This window comes from Paenibacillus sp. 276b (assembly GCF_900107875.1).
GTDB classification, from domain to species: Bacteria; Bacillota; Bacilli; order Paenibacillales; family Paenibacillaceae; genus Paenibacillus; species Paenibacillus marchantiae.
In genome coordinates, this window is sequence record NZ_FNRR01000002.1 from 394,313 (window position 1) to 415,462 (window position 21,150).

General features: G+C 46.5%; 23 protein-coding genes. 22 read left to right on the forward strand and 1 reads right to left on the reverse strand.

The window, feature by feature from the left end; all coding sequences use genetic code 11:
* The first annotated feature begins 593 nt into the window (after window positions 1-593).
* The 7 genes from BLV50_RS12550 to BLV50_RS12580 all read left to right on the forward strand — a co-directional run bounded on the left by BLV50_RS12550 (window position 594) and on the right by BLV50_RS12580 (window position 6,559).
* Complete coding sequence (locus tag BLV50_RS12550; protein WP_053783401.1) at window positions 594-1,076, forward strand: ArpU family phage packaging/lysis transcriptional regulator; 483 nt, start codon at window positions 594-596, stop codon at window positions 1,074-1,076.
* A gap of 95 nt (window positions 1,077-1,171) precedes the next feature.
* Window positions 1,172-2,842 (forward strand): GAF domain-containing sensor histidine kinase, encoded by a 1,671-nt coding sequence (locus tag BLV50_RS12555; RefSeq protein WP_090807986.1) that lies wholly within the window; start codon window positions 1,172-1,174, stop codon window positions 2,840-2,842.
* A gap of 17 nt (window positions 2,843-2,859) precedes the next feature.
* Window positions 2,860-3,582, forward strand: a complete 723-nt coding sequence (locus BLV50_RS12560) for a response regulator (protein WP_090807988.1) — start codon at window positions 2,860-2,862, stop codon at window positions 3,580-3,582.
* 182 nt (window positions 3,583-3,764) lie between these two features.
* Complete coding sequence (locus tag BLV50_RS12565; RefSeq protein WP_090807990.1) at window positions 3,765-4,340, forward strand: NADPH-dependent FMN reductase; 576 nt, start codon at window positions 3,765-3,767, stop codon at window positions 4,338-4,340.
* 18 nt (window positions 4,341-4,358) lie between these two features.
* Complete coding sequence (locus tag BLV50_RS12570) at window positions 4,359-4,829, forward strand: VOC family protein (RefSeq protein WP_090807991.1); 471 nt, start codon at window positions 4,359-4,361, stop codon at window positions 4,827-4,829.
* Window positions 4,826-5,461 (forward strand): VOC family protein, encoded by a 636-nt coding sequence (locus BLV50_RS12575; protein ID WP_090807994.1) that lies wholly within the window; start codon window positions 4,826-4,828, stop codon window positions 5,459-5,461. Before BLV50_RS12570 ends, BLV50_RS12575 begins: the two co-directional genes overlap by 4 nt.
* Window positions 5,462-5,605: 144 nt before the next feature.
* Complete coding sequence (locus BLV50_RS12580) at window positions 5,606-6,559, forward strand: hypothetical protein (protein ID WP_090808785.1); 954 nt, start codon at window positions 5,606-5,608, stop codon at window positions 6,557-6,559.
* Between the two features lie 55 nt (window positions 6,560-6,614).
* Here BLV50_RS12580 and BLV50_RS12585 read toward each other — a convergent pair whose 3' ends face one another.
* Window positions 6,615-7,097, reverse strand: coding sequence for a hypothetical protein (locus BLV50_RS12585; RefSeq protein ID WP_063564555.1), 483 nt, complete (start codon window positions 7,095-7,097; stop codon window positions 6,615-6,617).
* Between the two features lie 353 nt (window positions 7,098-7,450).
* Here BLV50_RS12585 and BLV50_RS12590 point away from each other — a divergent pair, with 353 nt between their 5' ends.
* The 15 genes from BLV50_RS12590 to BLV50_RS12655 all read left to right on the forward strand — a co-directional run bounded on the left by BLV50_RS12590 (window position 7,451) and on the right by BLV50_RS12655 (window position 21,149).
* The gene (locus BLV50_RS12590; protein WP_090807996.1) at window positions 7,451-9,304 is read left to right on the forward strand and encodes a DUF4127 family protein; all 1,854 of its coding nucleotides are present in this window, start codon (window positions 7,451-7,453) and stop codon (window positions 9,302-9,304) included.
* 301 nt (window positions 9,305-9,605) lie between these two features.
* Window positions 9,606-10,709: a matrixin family metalloprotease gene (locus BLV50_RS12595; protein ID WP_063564553.1), complete on the forward strand. Its 1,104-nt coding sequence runs from the start codon at window positions 9,606-9,608 to the stop codon at window positions 10,707-10,709.
* Window positions 10,710-10,763: 54 nt separating this feature from the next.
* Window positions 10,764-11,123, forward strand: coding sequence for a hypothetical protein (locus BLV50_RS12600; protein ID WP_063564552.1), 360 nt, complete (start codon window positions 10,764-10,766; stop codon window positions 11,121-11,123).
* A gap of 387 nt (window positions 11,124-11,510) precedes the next feature.
* Complete coding sequence (locus tag BLV50_RS12605) at window positions 11,511-12,416, forward strand: hypothetical protein (RefSeq protein WP_143038117.1); 906 nt, start codon at window positions 11,511-11,513, stop codon at window positions 12,414-12,416.
* Between the two features lie 181 nt (window positions 12,417-12,597).
* Window positions 12,598-12,798, forward strand: a complete 201-nt coding sequence (locus BLV50_RS12610; RefSeq protein WP_090807999.1) for a YqzN/YkzM domain-containing protein — start codon at window positions 12,598-12,600, stop codon at window positions 12,796-12,798.
* Window positions 12,798-14,261, forward strand: coding sequence for a phage tail sheath family protein (locus BLV50_RS12615; protein ID WP_090808001.1), 1,464 nt, complete (start codon window positions 12,798-12,800; stop codon window positions 14,259-14,261). Before BLV50_RS12610 ends, BLV50_RS12615 begins: the two co-directional genes overlap by 1 nt.
* Before the next feature lie 173 nt (window positions 14,262-14,434).
* The gene (locus BLV50_RS12620; RefSeq protein WP_064640174.1) at window positions 14,435-14,842 is read left to right on the forward strand and encodes a phage tail tube protein; all 408 of its coding nucleotides are present in this window, start codon (window positions 14,435-14,437) and stop codon (window positions 14,840-14,842) included.
* Window positions 14,843-15,005: 163 nt separating this feature from the next.
* On the forward strand, window positions 15,006-16,247 hold the full coding sequence (locus tag BLV50_RS12625) for a right-handed parallel beta-helix repeat-containing protein (RefSeq protein ID WP_090808003.1): 1,242 nt from the start codon (window positions 15,006-15,008) through the stop codon (window positions 16,245-16,247).
* Between the two features lie 95 nt (window positions 16,248-16,342).
* Window positions 16,343-16,777 (forward strand): phage tail assembly chaperone, encoded by a 435-nt coding sequence (locus tag BLV50_RS12630; RefSeq protein ID WP_090808006.1) that lies wholly within the window; start codon window positions 16,343-16,345, stop codon window positions 16,775-16,777.
* A 35-nt stretch (window positions 16,778-16,812) separates the two neighbouring features.
* Entirely contained in the window at window positions 16,813-16,935 is a 123-nt protein-coding gene (locus BLV50_RS33435) for a hypothetical protein (RefSeq protein WP_256337973.1), read from the forward strand.
* 25 nt (window positions 16,936-16,960) lie between these two features.
* Window positions 16,961-18,631: a hypothetical protein gene (locus BLV50_RS12635; RefSeq protein ID WP_090808008.1), complete on the forward strand. Its 1,671-nt coding sequence runs from the start codon at window positions 16,961-16,963 to the stop codon at window positions 18,629-18,631.
* A 54-nt stretch (window positions 18,632-18,685) separates the two neighbouring features.
* Window positions 18,686-19,315 (forward strand): LysM peptidoglycan-binding domain-containing protein, encoded by a 630-nt coding sequence (locus tag BLV50_RS12640; protein ID WP_090808787.1) that lies wholly within the window; start codon window positions 18,686-18,688, stop codon window positions 19,313-19,315.
* Window positions 19,312-20,298 carry an XkdQ/YqbQ family protein gene (locus tag BLV50_RS12645; protein WP_090808010.1) on the forward strand — a complete coding sequence of 329 codons (987 nt, stop codon included), beginning with the start codon at window positions 19,312-19,314 and terminating at the stop codon, window positions 20,296-20,298. The genes BLV50_RS12640 and BLV50_RS12645 overlap by 4 nt, the downstream gene beginning before the upstream one ends.
* On the forward strand, window positions 20,291-20,701 hold the full coding sequence (locus BLV50_RS12650; protein WP_090808011.1) for a hypothetical protein: 411 nt from the start codon (window positions 20,291-20,293) through the stop codon (window positions 20,699-20,701). The genes BLV50_RS12645 and BLV50_RS12650 overlap by 8 nt, the downstream gene beginning before the upstream one ends.
* Window positions 20,694-21,149 carry a DUF2634 domain-containing protein gene (locus BLV50_RS12655; RefSeq protein ID WP_090808013.1) on the forward strand — a complete coding sequence of 152 codons (456 nt, stop codon included), beginning with the start codon at window positions 20,694-20,696 and terminating at the stop codon, window positions 21,147-21,149. Before BLV50_RS12650 ends, BLV50_RS12655 begins: the two co-directional genes overlap by 8 nt.
* Window position 21,150: the final 1 nt, after the last annotated feature.

Consider the following 21,150-nt stretch of genomic DNA (forward strand, 5'->3'; position numbering starts at 1 on the left):
TATTTTATAGTTAAAACGACCCAAAATGAAGGTTTACGCCGATCCCCAGAAAGTGGTATCCTCAAATAGAAATACGAACAAAATACGAACAAAATGTAAAGTTGAGACAAGTTGGATGATGAGGAAAATGAATTATTCCTGCTTCATACCTGACTTTAACTGATTCCAAAAGGCAACAGAAAAAACTTGAAGAATGCCGTTACTATTTGAGAGAACTGGATAACTCTAATAAAAGGAGTATTTTGTATTAATCCCAAGAGCGATTCAAATCAGCAATAGGTAGATCGAAAAGCATCTATTCGTCTATCTATTGTACCCGTAAGCGACTGGAACCGAATAATACAAAATACCAAAGATGAGATGAATGCGAGTTTAACTTTTATAGAATGAACTTTAAGTTACGCATACGAAGAGGACAGAAAAAAGCTGGAGAAGCGTAGCGTTCGCATTTATCACTAGATTTTTACATTAGAAAATATAATCAAAAAAATCTGGGGATAACAGCGATTGTAAGATTTTTCTGTCATCGGAGTGGAACATGCGAAGCTACTAAACTTTCATTCTATAACGAATGTTAAAGGAGGAGAATGAATATGGAACTGATGCTGCCCGAATTGGACCGACGCAAAACACAGACTGCTGTTGAAGCCGCGCTGGAAAAATACCGAATTTATAAAACGATTGCTTTTGAAGAACGAGAGGTGATGGTGACGGCGAGTTACGCTGAGCGTTTCCATGGTGCAACGAATGTGACGGGAGATTCCACTGCCAGAACGGCAATCTATAATGTGGATGTACAGCGCGCACGTCAGGCGTACTGCGATACGATTGATTTTGTGGTATCTCGACTGAGCGAGAAGGAACGTGTACTTGTCAGCGAACGTTATCTGAAGGATGACGATGTATTTGACTATAAAGTGTATAACCATGTGTTTGACCCGCCTGTCAGCAAGGATACGTATACGAAGATTCGGACACGTGCTTTCTATAAAATGGCGCTGGCTCTGTCGGATCGGGGTCTGATTAATATGGAGCCTTTATCTGCATCTCGCAAAGAGCGACAGAAGCTGGGCTAGAGGCGAAGCAAGAAGTTCATCCTTTTATATCCTTCGCTGATTGTATACAATAATTGAAAACAATATTAAGGATCAGTCAAAGGAGAGGAATCCGCATGACGGAACAAGCCGGAATGCAGGAGATGTACACACTGAAGACGATCGCGGAAACGCTCAACACATCCAACGACCTGAATCTGATGCTGGATACGGTACTCGGTAAATTGTTGGAACTGACGGGATTGACTACGGGCTGGGTATTCCTGATCAATAATCAGGGAGAGTACTCCTGTATTGCTGATTACAGTTTGCCTCCTGCTCTGCTGCATCATGACAAGGAGCCGATGCGCTGTGGGTCTTGCTGGTGCGTGAATCGCTTCCGGGACGGGAGATTGGATAATGCCGTCAATATTATTAATTGCAAACGCCTAGAGGATGCCGTCGATCATCAATGGGGAGATACCCATGACATCACCCATCATGCAACGGTTCCGCTCCGCTCGGGGGAAAAGATGCTGGGACTGCTGAATGTTGCTGCACCCGGGAAAGAGCATTTCAGTGATAGTGAGCTGGCGCTTTTGCAGGCTGTAGCTTATCAGATAGGTAGTGCAATGGAGCGGATGCGATTATATAGCGCAGAGCAAAGGCGAGCGGATCTGTATGTCAGGCTGGGGGAGTTCAGCCGATCGCTGGGCGTGACGGTCAACGATTGCAGCAGTGGAGACGATATGGCCAAGATGGTTGTAAAGCTGCTTGGGCATCATTACGATTGGCCTTTTGCCGCACTGTTATCCCAGAAAAACGGAAGTTTTATGGTACAGGCCGCTTATGCTCATGGCAGGTCCGAAATGATGACAATATCTGGACTCTCTCCAGAGTTGCAGACTCGCATGCATCGTGTGATTGATTCTCATCGGGCTATGGTATTGTCGGCAACGGAAATCCAAGATGTTTCTGCCATCTGCAATACCGGGCTCCCTAAGTCTGTTTTGGCTTCGGGCTTGGCTGCTCCCATCCCATTAAGTTCTCCTGGCGAAACGGCAGTACTGGTGGTTGGATTGGGCTCGGCCAATGGCTTCCTTCAGGCAGATCGTGAGGTTTTCGATGCACTCGCTGAACATATTACAGCCTCGTGGGAGAGTCTGAGACTGGTATACAAACGGCGGGAATTGACCCGACTGGAGGAACGAAACCGTTTGGCTCGGGATTTGCATGATTCGGTGAACCAAATTTTGTTCTCCCTGTCTCTCACAGCCAAAGGGGCAGAGAGCATGTTAGCCGGATCACTACAGCTGCATCCGGCTGCGGAAGCGATGAAGGATATACGTTCCTTGTCGCAGGAAGCATTGAAGGAAATGCGTGCCTTGATTATGCAGCTTCGTCCGGCGGGTTTGGAGTCTGGTCTGCTCAGTGCATTGCAGGAATATGGTACAGGACAGGGATTGCAGGTCGTTGTACATCGGACGGGTATGCGCTCCTTGCCTCAAAGTATTGAGGAAGGCTTATGGCGTATTGGACAGGAAGCACTCAATAATGTGCGTAAACATGCGGGAGTCCCTTCCGCTGAGATATCCCTCCAGCTAAGCGATCAGGAAGCGATATTAATCGTTACAGATCGAGGAAAAGGGGGGGCCAAAAACCGTGAGGCTTTGCCTGCCAGTTCACTTGGTCTGTCCATCATGAGGGAGCGGGCCCAGTCACTGGGCGGCAGACTTGAACTTGTGAGTTCATCCCGAAAGGGAACATCGGTAACGGTCGTCATTCCACTTCCGTCCGAATCTGTATAAATCAGGGGGAAGAAGACATGCCGATTACGATTTTACTCGCGGACGATCATGCAATGGTGAGGCGCGGGTTGCACGTTTTTTTGTCCACTCAGCCAGATATGGAAGTCGTCGGAGAAGCCTCGAATGGACAGGAAGCACTGGAACAAGCAGAACAACTGCATCCGGATGTGGTATTAATGGATCTGCATATGCCCGTGCTTGACGGGATCGAGACGGCGAGAAGGCTTCGTTCGATCTTGCCTGGAATCCGTATCATCGTACTTACGTCCTTTTCAGATCAGGATCATGTCGTACCAGCCGTGCGCGCTGGAGTGAAGGGATATCTGCTAAAAGATATTGAGCCAGAGGATCTTGCCGTTGCCATTCGTAATGTGCATGCAGGTCAGGTAGAGCTTCATCCTGCAGCAGCAGGACAATTAATGCATGTGATGGCTTCGTCTGAAGTGTCGATGAATGAACCGCATGGGCGTGCAAATCCCCATTCGTCTACTCGGCTTCCAGAGCAAGAGCGGGTAGGGCTGGGAAAAGAAACTTCTCATGGACCGGACATGCTTACTCGTCGAGAACGAGAGGTTCTGGGGCTGATCGCACAAGGATTAAGTAATAAAGAGATTGCCATCAAACTAATCATTACCGAGAAAACAGTGAAAACCCACGTCAGTCATCTTTTAGACAAATTGGGACTGGCAGACCGGACACAAGCAGCGCTTCATGCCGTAAGAAATGGTTGGGTCGTCTGATCCATCTTCCCATATTCTCAGACTAAAGTTGTAGAAACTCAACCCAAAGGTTGAGTTTTTTTGTGCTGCAAGTTAAGTCTATCTGCCGACGATTCCGAGGTGGAAGCAAGGTAAGATGAGAGTAGAGAAAGTTGAATCGAAGAGATGGAATATCTATATAAAATCGAAGGAGAGTGACCTAGATGAATATTATCATTTTGGCAGGCAGTAATCGGAAAAATGCAACCAGTACACGTTTAGGGGAATATGCCGTGGAGGTAATTAGCGGTCAGGGGCATGAAGCCAGCTTGTTCGACTTATATCAGACACCGCTCCCATTCTATGCACCGGATGAAAAACAGAATGAAGATCAGCATCTGTCTGACCTGAACACACGTATGCTCGCAGCAGATGCCATTATCCTGTCTACGCCAGAGTATCATGGCAGCATCAGCGGTGTACTCAAAAATGCATTGGATCACCTGAGTCAGGCTCATTTCAGTGGTAAACCGGTATTGTCCATCAGCTCAGCAGGAGGTGCGGTGGGCGTAAGCTCACTTTTGCAGCTGCAGGTGATTATTCGCAATTTGCACGGTATTAACGCGCAGGAGTGGATTTCCATTGGTGGTGCACAGCGCAGAAGATTTGAAGCAACGTTTGACGGATACGAAGAATTTGAAGGCAGTCAGGACATTGAGGATCGGATCAAACGCGTGATTGGTTCATTTTTACACCTTGCCGAGACGTTAACTGCAGTACGGAAGCCGTCCGTGAGTTAAGAGAAAGAGGTTTTCATCATGATTAAAGGCATATTTGAGACTCATCTGAACGTAACGGATCTGGAGAGATCCCATCATTTTTATGAACAGATTGTTGGATTGCAGCATGCTTATGGGCAGAAGGAACGTGGAAACTCCTTTTACTGGATTGGCGGTGTAGGCAACGCGATGCTCGGACTGTGGCAAAAGGACCCTTCCGAGGTGCAGCGACAGCATTTTGCTTTTCAGGTATCGTTGGAGGACATGAAGCAAGCTGTCACTTACCTAGAGGATGAAGGGATCAAGACGCATAACTTTCAGGATGATGATATTGGCGAGTTATATGTATTTGGATGGATGCCGGCTGTGTCCGTGTATTTTACCGATCCGGATGGTCATTCTCTGGAATTCATATCGATGCTCCCGGATGAAGCGAAGCCGGAACTTGGCATGGTGCCTTGGAGTGAGTGGGAGAAGATGAACGGTCGGGTGAAGGAGGACACAGCATGATTTTTGAAGAGGTCAAATTATATACAGCACGATTGGAAGACATTAAGCACTTTTATATCAACACACTGGGTTTGAACATGGCTGAAGAGTCCGAGCATGCCTTCACGCTACAGATTGGTTTAACGAAAATGATATTCATGCGAAGTGAAACAGACCAGAATCCGTTTTACCACCTGGCCTGGATGATTCCAACCAATCGTTTTCAGGAGGCCAAGGCATGGGCAGCGGCACGTGTCCGTCTAAGTAGGCATGAAGGTGATGATGAGACCTATTCAACGAATTGGAACTCGAATTCGCTCTATTTCGAAGATCCTGTCGGTAACATTCTGGAGCTGATTGCTCATCATACCGTTCATAACGAGAGTGATCACGCCTTTTCGGAGAAAGATCTACTGCAGGTGTGTGAGGTGGGACTTGTCACGGAAGATGTGCTTTCTGCGGTAGATGAACTTGAGCAGATGGGATTGAAACGATGGAGAGCGATAAGTGATACCTTTGCCCCTATAGGGGATGTGAACGGTCTGTTCATTGTGGTGAAGAAGGAGCGAACCTGGTTCTTTTCGGAGCAAAAAGCAAACATCTATCCGCTGGAAGTGTCCATACGTGATGTTGGGAGACTTCGAATCGGCTAAAATGCGCGGAACAGCAGGCAAAACGGTCATATGTGCACCATTTGAATCATCTTATAGAAGTAAACGCTTTAAAAAGAGTGTTTTGCTAAAAAACTGTTGCTGGTCGTGTGTATATCAGGATTCGCATCGATGAAGGGTGGTGGCATGTTGGATCGACGTTTGTTGGAAGAAGGGCTGGCTGTTATTGTGTCCAGTCGGGAGCGTACAGGAGATTTGTGGCATGCCCATTATGGGGCGGGAGCTATTGCGGCTTATTTTTGGTTGCGGGAAAATCGCCTCACTGCCCTTGCGGCGGGCAGTGTTACGGCTGAAGCGAAAGCCATGCTTCGCCAGCACGGGTTGAATGATGGCTTGAACTCCCGGAAGGGAGAGGTTTTGCCAAGGGAAGAGGCCGAAGCGCGTATTACAGCAGCGCTGGATCGAACCATCGGAGAGCTACACTGGGTGGGTCATCAGGCCATCTATGGTGCCCTAAGTCTAAAAGCCATTCGTGAACTGGATGGTTGGGGCACGGAGCATGACATGGATCAGATGGTTGAACTTATTGATTCTTTTGAACGAACCATTCCAGGTAGATCCTGGGTAAACACAACGGTGAAAGAAATTCGCAGCTTGAAGTTAAGTGAGGCAGACGGATTCCCTGATATAGAACGCCCGGAACAATTGTCCCGGCTGATTCTGGATGAGCTTGGCGCATTTCGTACCATCTATCAGGCAGAAGCACATCATGATCTGATCGGCCACATGCTAACCTACGGGCACGCGCTTAATATATTATTTGAACTGGATTACCCTGCTTTGTTCCATAAAGGCATTCCGCCTTTTCTCAGGATGGTCAAGGCGCTGCGACTGAGCCGGGATGTGGATGCCGAACAGGAGATGCCAACGCTGCAATCTCCAGTTGATCGTCTGCCATTGATTCGTGCAGAACGCTCTGTTGCACTTCCACATGAACTGGAATACTGGCTCACCGACAGACGTTCCCGCGATTGGCATGGAGGTCATGTGTTCAAATTTCCATTCAGCTTCTACCATCATGCAAGAAACGGAAATTCAGTTCCGGAAAGCTGGGAAAACTTCCGCTATATTATCGCGTGAGCAAAATACGTTTAAGAGAGCACAGCCTGAGATGGCTGTGCTTCTTTTAATCTTTTTAACGGGACCAAATTTCAAGGATAAACAGGATCAAAATGACTCTGGATGCCAGCATGTATGGTGATTTTCGTATGGGCTGACGCGCTGTCCATATTCCCCAGGAACTCATAAGTGCAATACTTCCCCAGAACATCCATAAGGGAATGCCTTCAGGCGTAAATGGAAAGGACAGCGAGGGCAGACCTGTATTGCCAGCCCCAAGAAGAACAGTGGTCATATAGACGAGCAGAAGGAAAAGTAACTCAAATAGCAGGGTTTGCAGCCAGAAATAATAGATGTGCAGCACTCGAAGCAGAATGACTGTGACCAGGATAAACAGGATACCAACGGATGAGAATGTTGCAGCGGTCCATCCAATGAGTGAAGTAGTTAGAATATCTGTTTCCTGATAAAAGGTGTACATTGTCAAAGCGTACATAACGGGGCCAGCCATGTAACTGGTAATAGCGATCCACAGATAGAACCAGAGCTTTTTTTTCATGATCGTATCCATCCTTTATCGTAAATAAGGTTTGAAAGGCTGCTTATTATCATATAAACAGCATCAGGAATGGATTTGTTGGGTTATCTGGAGGAAATCTCTGCAAGAAACCGACGTTTAACCGCCATGATTGCGACAACAAATAGACGTAATCCATACGGACAACCGTCAGCGCGACCGATTTAAACATGTAAGATTGTATTATCGGATCAGTAGCAAGTGACATATCCCGATAAGCACATACGCTAATGTACAGACCGGCCAGGGGCCGGTTTTTTTATGCGGTGATTGCACACTTGCTCTGATCGGGTACTAAAGAAAGACTGAATATATCTAACAGGAGGTTTTAGGATATGAAAACAGTATTGTATGTTCCACTGGATGATCGTCCAGCGAATCTGGATGACGTCGTTGTACAAGGAAAAGCAGCCGGTATCCATATCATTACACCGCACCTGGGTGACATTCAAAATCGTCTGGATTCCGAGAAAACGGTAGAAGGCACCACATTGCTTGGAACGTCTACGCCTACGTATGGGAAACCGTCCAATATTCATGATTTCATTTTGAAAAATGCCGCTAAAGTGGATGGCTTCATCATCTCTTCGGATATGCTGGCTTATGGTGGTCTGATCGGCAGTCGTCAGCTTCGTGAAGATGGAGGCGGAACATATCCTGATTACGACCAGGACACTACCCGTTTGCTCGATGTGATCAAAGCGATTAAAGGGAAATATCCAAGAAAACCAGTGTTTGTGATGGATACCATTATGCGACTCGCTACCACCTCTTTTGCAGATGGTCTCGCATTGGATGCCTACAACGAGTCACGTGCACTGATGCAGCAGCCACGCCAGTCCTTTACGGCATTCGAGGATATTGTGAACGGGTACAACCTTTCTCCAGAGGCTAAGGAATATGGGGAAACGACGTATTTTAATAAAGAGCAGTACTACAACACCAGACAACATAAATTCAAAACGAATCTATACATTCTGGATAAGCTTGCTCGCAAAGGATATATTGATTTCCTCGCCGTAGGTGTCGACGATGCGAATACGCAAGGCGTTCAGATCAACGAAATCAATTATGTGGAAGCACGGATCAACGAATGGCTCGGTGGGACGGATGGACAAGATCCCGATCGGGCGATTATCCTTCCAGATGCGGATGGCCTGGGTCACGCTCTGTTGGCACGCATGGCTAACCAATTGCTTCGTGGTGGGAAGAAGACGCGTTATGCAGTGAAATATTTTGGCCCGCATGGTTCCACGATTATCAATGCCTATGAATATATGAATGTGCACGAGAATGTGGTGCGTCATGTGGATATTGTTGGTGGTGTGGTTGTAACGGATTCCGCTTATCCACAGCCTGATGTGGTAACGGATACAACTCCCGATATGGAAAATGGAAATGAATTAACGAATGCTACATCTGTTGATGAAGCTTCTTCGTTTGACATGGCGTCTGAGCTGGATCGCATGACGAACCGTCATCCAGGCAAACCGGGTAATAAATCGGTGGACATTGAGATTATTGCTATTACGGCGCTGGATCAGATGCAGGCGGCTGTGGCGCAATTGACGAGTAATAGTGAGAAGGGTCTTCCTTCGGTGGTGATTGATTTTGTAGGAAAAGGTCCGGCGAACGTCGATGTAGCCGAAGCACTCCTGAACAGTCCGTATACGGGTCGGGTCCTGGGGTACAGTGCATGGAATACGCCGGGGAACAAAATCGGTATGGCTGTGGGTATGGGACAATCCCGTTATGCTCTGATTACAACCGAAACACATGCCCATACGTTGCGAGATGCCATGAATGCACATGGTTCATTGTTGTTCAAACGTTTCCTGAAAGATTACTACTATAAAGCAGTAGCGATTGCAGATATCCGCACGTATTCCAGAGCGCATGCGCTGTATACCAATGTGGCAACCCTTGCGGATCAGAATATGGTGTTGTTTAACTCAGAAGCAGATTATGCTCATTTGCAGACTTTACTCAGGGATCTGATGCAGACCTACACCACGGAGTTGGCGAACAAAACAGCTTTTGCCCAAGGGAACGTAGCGATCAAACAAATTTGTAATGGCGAAGCAGCTTATGCGGAGTATTGCAGTTCACTGCTGGAATATACGAACCCCGATTTCATCTGGGGACGTGCGTTTGAAATCACGTTGAATCCGAAAGTTACGCTGAAATAATCTATTTTTTTTTATTTGTGTTTTAGGAAGTGAAATGTGGCGAGTCTCATAAATATACTCCGCATTGGTCAGTCCATCGTTTAGAAAGATAGGATGTTATCTTTTGTAAGATATGATCAGATATTTAGGAATTAATTCATTTCTTTTGTTTAAATTAATAAAGAATAGCACTTTTCTACTGAATTTCAATCCGAAAAAATCAGTATAAAAGTGCTATTTTTCTGGATTACGTTGACATATTTACATGTTCAAGGTATGGTTTTTTTGTGGAAAAAAAATCCAACAAAGGGATGGTGGTTGTATGAAATATATTAAGAAAGCGTTATTAATATGCGGCTTAGGAGGATTATTGTTTAGTAACATACAAGCTTATGCGACTCCAGTAACTGGTTATTCTTGGGGAAGCAGAAATATAACTTATCAAAACAATGGTTCTAATAATTTCTACATAAACATATGGACAAATGCTAGAGATGAATGGAATCTATCTACTGATGTTTTTCTGAAAGCTGGTACGAATTCTAAATTTACTGCGGGCAATAAATCTGACAGTGGCGTTACTTGGGACGGTCTTGCGGAATGGACATTTAGTATTATAACTGGTAACTATTCCACTATGAAAACATGGGTTAATACATACTACACAACGCAAAGTCATTACAATACAGACAATGTAGAGGGTATCGCAACTCATGAATTTGGACATGCCCTTGGGTTGGATCATGCTCCATATGGTAATCCTACAGTTATGACTCCAAATACATTTGAACGTAAATCTTCTGGAACTTTGGTAGATGGGCGTCCAAACAAGTCACCAACTTCATGGGACATAAATACCGTTAATGTTCTTTATGACAATAACTTTGCTAAAGCCCAGAATCAAGAACCTGTACTAGATGTTCCCGAAAATATTCTTCAAAAGGCTCAGATAACACAAAAAGATTTGAAAATAAATCATTATTCCTGGGCTATTGGCTATAGCACACTCGAAGCTCGTGCATATGATGCTGATCTTATTGTGAGTGGGATTGTTAAAAACAAACTTAGTCCTCTCATAAAAAATGATGGTGAAACCGAAGAAGCATTTCACCAATCAGAGGTAGCTATAGAAAATGTCATCAAAGGAGAAGGTTCAAAAGGAGATACAATTATTTTACGCCAAATTGGCGGAGAAACGGATACGTCTATTATTTACCATGAAAATTCAACCGAACTCCAAGAAGGTACAGAAGTATTGATGTATCTAAAAAAGATCGATGATAATGTATACATTCCAATTAATGAGGATGAAAGTATCTTTATTAAACAGGGTGTACAATCGCTTAAAACGGGTGACAGTTCGTTTAAAAACCTGTACGATAATCGTTTAGTTACTCTTGATGAAGCTTCGGCTTCTATTAATTAATAGCCAAGTCAAGGCCTCATCAATTGGGGGCCTTAATCTATTCCTGGAGGTAATATGAAAAGAAAATTTTTATTTATACCGGTCGTTTCTTTGATTTTACTTTTGATTGGTTGTTCATCTTCCTCAGGAAGTTTTGCTTCAGATAAAATGATAAAACTAAAGGAAGAAGTCTATATTACAAGCAATGACATCATCTCAGAGGAGGAACTAGCTGAACAAGTAGGTGAGATAGAGGTATCCTCGACCAATGAGAGTGATCACGGTGATGGGAACGTTATTAGTTCCAACACCTACAATGTAGGTACAAAACTATTTAAAATCAAAAACGAAAACAGTAAAGATATGATTGCTGTAGAGGACTCTACAGAGAAATACCTCATTGCCTATAATACCAAATACAAAGAAATAAAATAATGTTAATAAGACGTCTTATACTTCAACCCAATGATCGTCTTTTTTCCACCCCAGATGCACCCTTAATCGCACCGAAGTCGTACGAATGACCATCCGCGCTAGGAATGAAAGGGTGTAAGATTATATTATCGGATCAATAGCAAAGGACACACACCGAAAGCACATACGCTAATGTACAGATCGGCCACAAGGGGCTGGTCTTTTTTGTTGCGGTGAATGGTGTCCAGCTTTGGCGCCGGTGGAGAACCGTTAGCACAGAGACGTACTGACGATGATTTCCTTTTTCCATTAGCAGATCGGTTAAAGGGGGGGGAGTTCGTTGCTGCCACATTGTCGCTGCACAATGCGGGCAGATCGAAACTTGCAGCTGAAGGGGGCGAAATAAATGTGTCTATGAGTAGTGACTTAAACAACACGGACAGCACAGGGAAAGCGAGTAACGTCATCAGACGAACGCTGAAGCAGAAGCTGGAGGCTCTTGTTCCGGCATGGAATGGCCGAGTAAAGGACATCCCTGCACCGGGAGAGGTGTTAGCCGGACCCTGTGCCGTGATTGCTTTTGCAGAAGAAGTACCGAAGTCTGCTTGGGCTGGGTATAGGAGGATCATCAAAATCTCTCCATATGCACGCCCCGAAGATGGAGGTGCTGAACAAGTAGAAGTATGGTCAGCAGCGCTGATGGAAGGACTGCATCAGGTCAGGCTGGAGGATGAAGAAGGCGGGGCATTTACCTGTATTTATCTGGGTTCTTCAGATTGTGATCGTGTGGATGCCAGTTCTGGACTGGTTACGCGCAGCCTGCGATTTGGGGTGTATGTTCCGGAAACGGTGGAATATGCTCAGGCTGAAACCACAGATTCGTGGATGGCTGCACTTCAGGGCTGGACACGAACTCAGCTTGGACAGGAATGGTCCGTATATGGGGATGCCTGGCCTGGGGGTTATAGGTCCAAGTCTATACTGTGGCGATTGACGGGATGCAGTACAACCACTGCAGGGACTTCTGCGCTGGAGATTCGTAAGCAATGGATTGGGCATGTGCTGGCTGCGAATGTGGGAGATGTCCGTCAAACGGTCACACATCTGGTTGAACAACTGGCTGTGCAACCCCGTATTGCTTTGACGGATACAGACGGTACGCGATATGTGACGGTGGATGAAGTTTCTGCCGACTTGCAGGCAGACGCTTACTTGAACGGGCAGATTCGTCTGACGTTGCAGCAGCGTATTCGCCGTCCGGGTACGGATGTGCCATTAATCCGTGAGATTCACCATAGCAAAGGGATAGAGTAAGCGCTAGTCGAGAGGGACTCTAGATGGGGTTCCAGATGAGAAATTCAATATCATACTTTAGCTTCAAATTCATAGGTTCATAGTTTCGTAGGTTCATAGGGACAAAAATTCATAGGTCAAAATTATGGTGCAAAGATCAGGTTCAACGAATTCAGTAGTCAAACAATGAGGTGAGATGGCCATGGCAAGCTCAGTGAAAAAAAATAAACAGGCTGCCCCGCAATACACGCGGGCCGAGCTGATGAATCATGCCGAAGCCCTCTTTGCCGTTAAGGCAGAGGTGCTGTATGGTGCGCTGTACGAAGTAGCGCAAGAGACGTTTTCCATTGCGGAAGCGAAGGAACGCATCAACCAATTTATGAAAGCGAAGGTGAAGGGATAATGGCAGGCGGAACTTGGGAGCAAACGAATCGTCCGGTACTTCCGGGCTTATATATGAATTTTCAGGCGGCAGCGTCTTCGGCCATTCAGGCTGGTAATCGGGGAACGGTGGTTGTGCCGATCAAGGCAAACTGGGGTCCGGTGGGTACTTTTGTAGAAGTTGGCAGTGAAGCTGCAATTGAGCGTATTTTCTCGGCACATGCCTTGGATAACGGAACAGCTTATACATCCTTGAAGCTCGCTCTGTTGGGTGGACCGAAAAAGCTGCTCGCTTATCGGGTAGCCGGAGAGACGGCGAAAGCAGCCACGCTTACGCTGAAAGACAGCAGTGATACAGCCGTTCTGCAACTGGACGCCAAGTATCCGGGTGACCGGGGTAACGGGTTCTACGTCACCATTCAACCGGGTGTAATTGATAATACGAAGCATGAAGTGCGCTTGTTTGAAGGCAACCGGATGCTATATGCACTGCTGACTGCGGATATTTCGGCAGCGTCACTGGCGAAAGAGATCAACGCGGATGAAAGCAACATTTGGATTAACGCTCAGGCGATTGGCGATGGTACAGGTGTTGTTGCAACCGTTGTGGGAGCGGCTTTTAAAGGTGGTGCAAGTGGCAACGATGGACTGACCAATGCGGAGTATATCGCCGTGCAGGGCGCGCTGGAAGGAGAGCAATTTGACGTTTTGGCACTGGATCATGCGGCGGATGCACCTTTGCTGGCGAGTTTTGCAGCTTGGGTGAAACGTGTACGCAATGAGGGTAAACCCGTGATGGCTGTATTCGGTGGTACTACGGCAGACGACACCTCTACGACTGCAGCACAGAAGGCAGCAGCACGTTCACTTACGTTGAATCATGAGGGTGTGATTAATGTTGGTACGGGTGTGCGTCTGGGAGATGCGTTCTACAGCTCGGCGGAAACGTCTGCTTATGTTGCGGGTCTGATTGCCGGACAACGTCTGAATGAATCCACAACATACGCTCCTTCTCCGTTCGATGACGTGACTCGTCGCTGGACTCGTGCAGAACAGGAGCAGGCGGTACAGAATGGCGTATTTATTTTCTTCCATGATGGACGTCAGGTGAAGGCGCTTCGCGGAGTGAATACACTCGTGACCCCTGCTGCAGGACAGAATAATGCCTGGAAAAAAATCCGTTCCATTCGTGTCATGGATGCAATTAATACGGATTTGCAGCGCTCTGCTGAAGATACGTATATCGGCAAAGTAAACAATACGGAAGAAGGACGTCAGGCGCTGATCGGTGCGATGAAAGCCTATTTGGCGCTGCTCGCACAGAGCAATGTCATTGAAGCTGAGGGATACGATGTCGTTCTCGACCCGGCTTATTATGGTGCTGCACCAATTCTCAAGCCTGAGGCGGACCAGGTATTCCTGCAATGGAATGTGAAGCTGACGGATGTGATGGAGCAGTTGTTTGGAACGTTTTACGTGCAATAAGTAGTGTAGAGAAGATCGGTTATTAAATTGATTAAAATTATTTGAGCTGGTGTTTTACACGATAACGGAGAGGGCAGAAAAAATCTGGGGATAACAGCGATCGGAAGATTATTCTGCCCGCGAAGTTATACCGTGTAACAATGATCAGCCAACCATTTCAAGGAGGAATTGTTATGTTGGATGCGTCAAGAGTAATTCTCGGTACCCATGGTCAGCTGCATATCGATGGTGTGTGGCAGACGAATATTAATAAGCTGGAGGCCAGCGTCGAAATTGAGAAGCGTGAGCTGAATCTGGTCGGCAACGATTGGAAAGTACACAAGAATGGTGCAAAAAAAGGAACAGGCACGATGACGGGTTACAAAGTCACTTCGGACATGATCCAGCGCGGCTTCACCAAGTTCCAAATTATCTCGAAGGTGGACGATCCAGAATCCTACGGACATGAGAGTGTCCTGTTGAAAGGTTGCATGGTGGACAAAATCCAGCTTGCCAACTGGACTGCGGGTGAGGAAGTACCGGAGGAAACAAGTTTTACATTTGAAGGGTTCGAATTGTTGAACCCGATTGTAGCGAACTAAGATTTTTCAGAGTCTGCTTCTGTAAGTATCTAAGTATCTCCGTAGAAACTTTTGTTTTCATATGATATCTAGTTGTTATGATATAGGCTCCAAAACTACTTTTCTCAGCAGTGCATACTACATCATAGGAATATAAATCTTTATTACCAAGGAGACGATTGATATGTTATCCATTAAAGATTTTGAAAATTTGGTACCCGATAAAAGTTTGCCTGTTTCCCAATGGGACTGGACCAAAGCATTTGATAAGCTGATGGAAAGTAATGAGGTAGATGTGATGATTCCTTCTGGCACGTATCTGCTTAAATACACACTTAAAATCACAAAGCCTAAGAATATTCTTGGGAATGGAGCGATTCTAATGCTTGAAGCTCCTTTGCAAATTGAAGGCTCCAATATCATTCTCAATGACCTTAAGTTCAGGAGTGAAAAGCAAGTTCGGGCCATTCAACTGCATAATACCATGAATGTAAGTGTTCATCACTGTGACTTTATAGATATCATGGAAACAGCTATTTATTTTGAAAACAAAAGTCATCAAAATGTTAGTATCACAGACTGCAATTTCGAAAATATAGGTAGAAACATTACCAATATTGTTGTTCAGGGTAATGCCGTTTATGTTCAGAATGCTTCTACGGTATTTATCGAGAATTGTGAAATGCATAAAATTTGGGGGCAATCCGCCATTACGGTACGAAGTTCAAGTGATATCAAGATTACCAATTGTATCATTGAGGATACGGCTTATCGTGGAATTCAAACGTATGGTTCCGATTCGGGTTCGGCTGCAGATTCTGTGCGTAACATGGAGATTACGGAATGTTCAATCAGAAGAACAGGAGAGTTAAACCAGACTCCAAAAGGAGATGCTACGAATGGGATATTTGTTCGTAATCCACAGGGGACTGCCGCTGACGTTAAGATCTCTAACTGCATCATTGAATATTGTGGAGAGAATTTCATAGAAGGAAACTTTTATGCATACAACAATACCATGAGGTATTCTGGTTATTATCCTCATTTCACAACTCCTTCTAAAGAGGGATTGTTTCCTCAAACTAACTCGGTGATTGAAGGAAACTCTATTCATTCCTCCTATTTAGAAGCTATCAAATTATTTTTCAGCCGCAATAATATTAGGATTGATAACAATACCATTCTTGATTGGGATATGACACCAGCTCCCAAATCGTCTTTCTTGCCAGCGATCACGATGCAAACTAAGTTATCTTCGGATGTAATGAATAATATTACTATTCAAAATAATACGATTACTGGTCCGGCAAGGAAGTTGATGATTGGAAATACGGTTAAGGGAGAACAAGAAGTTATTAAAAAGATTCCGTCCCCTGGAACTTTTGGTACCATTGTTTATGCCAATAACCAGATTATTGTTGAATAGTTATGTGTGTTTGGAGAGTTATTATTAAGCAGCCCTAGCCAGGGCTGCTTTTATTCTAAATTGAAACTATGTAGCTAAGAAGGAGACCACAACCAATGAGTATGAATGAGAATATGTCGGAAGAACAAATTTTGGATCAGTTGTTTGAAGCAGCAGAGCGTTTGCCGGAAGAGAATGTACGGATTCAACGTTTGGATCTGTTGCTGACTCTGCGTGGATTGACATCCTCCAAAGTGGATCAGATCCGCGAACGCTGTACGATTCGCAAAACGGTCAAAGGCCGCACTGATGAAAAGGTGGATACCGAAACATTTAACGCGCTACTGATTTCCGAAGCTACTGTGAAAATGAATGTGCGCGGACTCGAACTGTCCGGTTGGGGAGACAACCGCATCACTGGTCGCATGAAGCTGTCCGGTGGGGAACAAGCGGTTCGCCGTATGCTGCTTGCGGGTGAGCTGGATGCCGTTGGCGACAAGGTACTTGAGCTGTCCGGCTTCGGTGTGGAGATTGAAGACCTAAAAAACTAATTCACTCCGGCGGGATGACCACGTTCCTTTATCACATGTGGGTTCGTCATCATCTACGGCCCGGAGAATTCTGGTCTTTGCCACGCGGGGAGCGCTCGCTGTTGATTGCTTTCTCGGAAGAGGAAATGGCAGCGATCACCTCGCAAATGAATCGATGATTAGATCGGACAGGGGGTGAAAGAAATGGCAGAAATGATTGTGGGTTTATCCAAATCCAATGCGGAAATGCGAACGACCATCCGATATCTGGATCAGATCCAGCGCTCAACGGAACGTCTGGGCAGAGTTCGCTATCAGAGTCTGATTAAAGTGAACAATGAGCTGAGAACAACCGGGCGCAGGCTGGAGAGCATTTATAGTACGGCTATGCGATTGAGTAGATTGCGGATCACGCCAACGGTTGATTTGGCTGACCGTGCTACTCCAGCATTAAATGGTTTGTTGAAAAAAATGAAGCAAATCCGATCTAAGATGTTGAATGCTACAGCTAATGTGCAGCTCAAAGTGAGTCACCAAATTTCAGGTGTGTCCGTTAATGTGAATTCACAGCCATTAATAGATGCTTTGAGTATGAATACGCAGTCAATTAATATGCTGAGCACCAAGCTGGATTCCATTAATATTGGGGGAGCAGCAGGAGCCGAAGAAAAACCTAAAACCTTTTTGCAAAAGATGAAGGGCATGTTTGATCGAGGCAAATCGATTTCTTCTGGCGTACAGAAAGGATTCGCTGCCAGGAGTAGTGGGAAAAAGCTGTTGAGAGAAATAAAAAGGCCATCCACTCCAGGAAATAAGTTAAAGAAATTGATGAAGGTTACGAAACGCGGAGCCACTTTTGTCAATGATTTCTCGTCCGCAGGATCGGATTTAATCGGTGGTATTGATGGAATGTGGGGAGATGTCAAAGGACTATTTGGTGGTGGAGGAGCAGGAGGTAGTGGAGCCTCTGGAATAATGAGTAAACTGGGTGGAGGGTTAGCCAAGGGCGCAGGCAAGTTATTTGCACCGATTCGTATGCTTAGCAATATTAAAGATCTTGCGAGCGCCCCTCCAGAGGAACGAGTGCGTGCATTAGGTTCTGTTGCTGGTAGTGCAGTAGGAACAACTCTTGGCAGCATCCTTGGCAGTGTAATTCCGGTGGGTGGAACCTTTGCAGGAGGTGCATTAGGTGGTTGGCTTGGTGAGAAAGCAGGTGGCTGGGTTGGCGATAAGGTAGGTGGATTTATCAATAACCATGCAGAGGGTATTTCGAAAATGGCGAATCTTGCTGTGCAGGGAACGAATATTGTTATGGAGAAATCAAAGGATATGTTCAATGGCATATCCAGTTTCTTCGGTTTTGGTTCCAAGAAAGAGGAAGAGAAGCCTGTCGTACCCGTATCCACTGTCCCCGTATCCCCAGCAGCAATGGTGGTTTCAACGTCGCAAGTAGCAACAGGTCCGCAGATGCCACCTGCCTATATTCCACCGGCACTGACAATGACGGGTCCAGCAGCTTATATGAACAGTAAGGTCGGCCAGTCTACATCTGCTGGTTTTATGGGAACAAGCGTGATGCAGTCCCAAGCCATGGGTCTAGGTAACGGAGCGCAAACTGCTGGAAATGCCAACGGCAAATCATCCACGATGACGGTACAAATATCCGAAGATCAGATGAGCAGTCTGTCCGCTTACCTCAAGGATTTCAAAACCGAGACGACCAACCAGATATCCGTAAACGTACCACAAGGTGCAGTGCAGGTGACTGTCCGGGAGAACGCCATCGACTACGATGCGATTTCACATCAGGTTGGAATGAGATTTGCAGGCGAAGTGCGCCGTGCGATGGAAAATCGAAAAACGATTATGGCCTAAGTAGAAAGGAGGCCTGTCATGACTGTATTTAAAGATAACGTGGAAGGTGTCAAAATGGAATTTACCTTGATCGATGGGAAAACGAAGTTTCAATTCCCGGTGAAACCGGAAGAACTGACGATCTCCCGATCCAAGGGATACGAAACGATTAATATGCTGGAGTATGGCGAGTTTGATTTTGCGCAGGGGGAGAAGGTGAAGGAGATCACCTTCTCTTCTTTTTTTCCCAAAGAATATGATGCATCCTATTGCATGTACGAGCCTTTGCCTGATCCGCGTGTAGCAATGAATATGCTGAATACGTTTCTGGTATCGAAAAAGCCGCTGCGCTTCATCATTACAAACACAGGGGTGAACGTGCCCGTGTATCTGATCTCCCACAATACCACCTTCCGAGGCGGTGAGAGCGGGGATATTTACTTTGACATTACGCTGCGAACGTGGCGGGATTCCAAAGTGGAGAAGGTTGGCGGTGCAACGTCTGCGAGCAAGTCAGGTTCTCGTACGGATCTGAAAACGAGCAGTAAGACCTACACCGTCAAATCTGGCGATTCCCTGTCCAAAATAGCAAAGCTTAAGCTGGGCAGCAGTTCCAAGTGGAACGAGATTTATAAGCTCAATGTGAAGACCATCGGGAGTGATCCGAACAGGATCAAGCCAGGACAAAAGCTGGTGATGCCATGACCTACAAGGTCATTGTCGACGACAAATATGACATCACGAAGCTGGTGGAGACGATTACGTTGAAGGATTCGCTGGACCAGATTGCCTATCAGGCCAACATCCGGCTGGCGGTGTCTTCGTCTTCGGGTCTACCTGCGATATCACCGGGTATGGCGGTGCGGATCAGCGGGATTCCTTTTGGCGAAAAATCAATGGTCCACTTGCTGCACCCTGCGGTCATCTGGGAAGTGGAAAGCTCCAACAGCGGTACCAAGCGACTGTCCCTGACCGTCTACGACCGGATGATTTATCTGGAAAAATCAGAGGACGAGTTCCTGCTGCCGAAAGACCAGACTGCCACGCAACGACTCAAAACATACGCTAAAGAATGGAAAATTCCATACGCCGCGCTGCCGGATACCAAAACAAAGCTGAGCAAAGCGGTTTATCGGTCGCAGACGATTTTTTCGATGATGTTTGCCGATCTGAAGGAAACGGTGAAATCCGGTGGGGATATGTATCATCCGCGGATGACGCCGGGCGGGTTGCAGCTGTTTAAGGTGGGCAGCAATGCGAAGGTACACGAGCTGGATCGGCTGATCGATCTGACCCAGATGCGTACGCTCGAAGGTGCGGTCACCAAAGTTAAAGTGATGGCAGCCTCGGAGTCCAGCAGCGGCAAAGAGGTTCCTTCCAAAGTGCTCGCGATTGAGCAGGCTGGTGTAGCCGAGCTGGGCACGCTGCAAAAGCTGATCGAAGACGATCAGGTCAAAACGGCGACTGCCGCCAAGAAGCTGGCGAAAAGCCGTCTGACGGGTATTCAGGAGACCTTTACGATATCCGCACCTGATGTGAATACGATTCGTGCCGGAGACGCGGTGCTGCTTAAAGGGCTGAAACTGATCATCATGTCGGTTAGCCGTGATCTGTCCGCCGGACCTGGAACGATGACGTTGGAGCTGGGCACGGTCGAGATGGTGAAAAGGAGGGTTTATCTTGAATAAAGAAGATCCGTACGGACATTTTGCCGAGGTCATGCGGGGTGCGATGAGCACACAAACCCGTCAGGCTGTGAGTGGCCTTGGCGCGGTGTTGGGTACGATGACTTCATCCGGCGTGAAGCTGGATGATTTCAAGCACGAAGTGCAGGACTATCTCGTGGCCGAGCTGCCGGGCACGCTTGGACTGCCGGAACGCGAGGCTGCTGGCGCGATTTCCGGTATACCTGACGTGGCAAATGGCGGAACGACCGGCACGGGAAGGTTTCTTTTGCAAGAAGAGGAAGTGGAAGAAGCGGTGTGGTCTCTTGGTAAAGGATTAAAAGCTGGGGACCGTGTGCTGGCGATGCGGGTGAATGGCGGTAACGACATTGTGGTGCTGTGTAAGGTGGTGAGTGCGCATGCCTAGTTTGTTCCCGGAAACGGGCTTGGTATGGGGAGATGAGGAAGATCTGTCAGGAGTGGCTTCGGAAGAGGTACGATTTGGACGGAGCTGGCGATTCGATTACGATGCGGGGGATTTTGTGCTGACTCCAAGTGGCAAGGTAGCTGCGGCAGGTGCGCATGAAGCTTGGGTACAGTGGTGCATCAAGGCGGTCAAGACGCCTAGGTACAGACATGTGATCTATTCTCGAAACTATGGCTCGGAGCTGGATGAGTTGGTTGGTCAGGGGGACAGTCGGGGCGTAATCGAAAGTGAGATAACCCGTATGGTTACGGAGACGCTGCTGGCTGATCCACGCACGGATTCGGTAGACCAGTTTACGTTTGATTGGAATCGGGAGCAATGCATGTTCTCATGCCGGGTGGCGAGTGTGCAGGAAGAGATGTTTATTTTGGAAAGTGAGGTGATCTGAC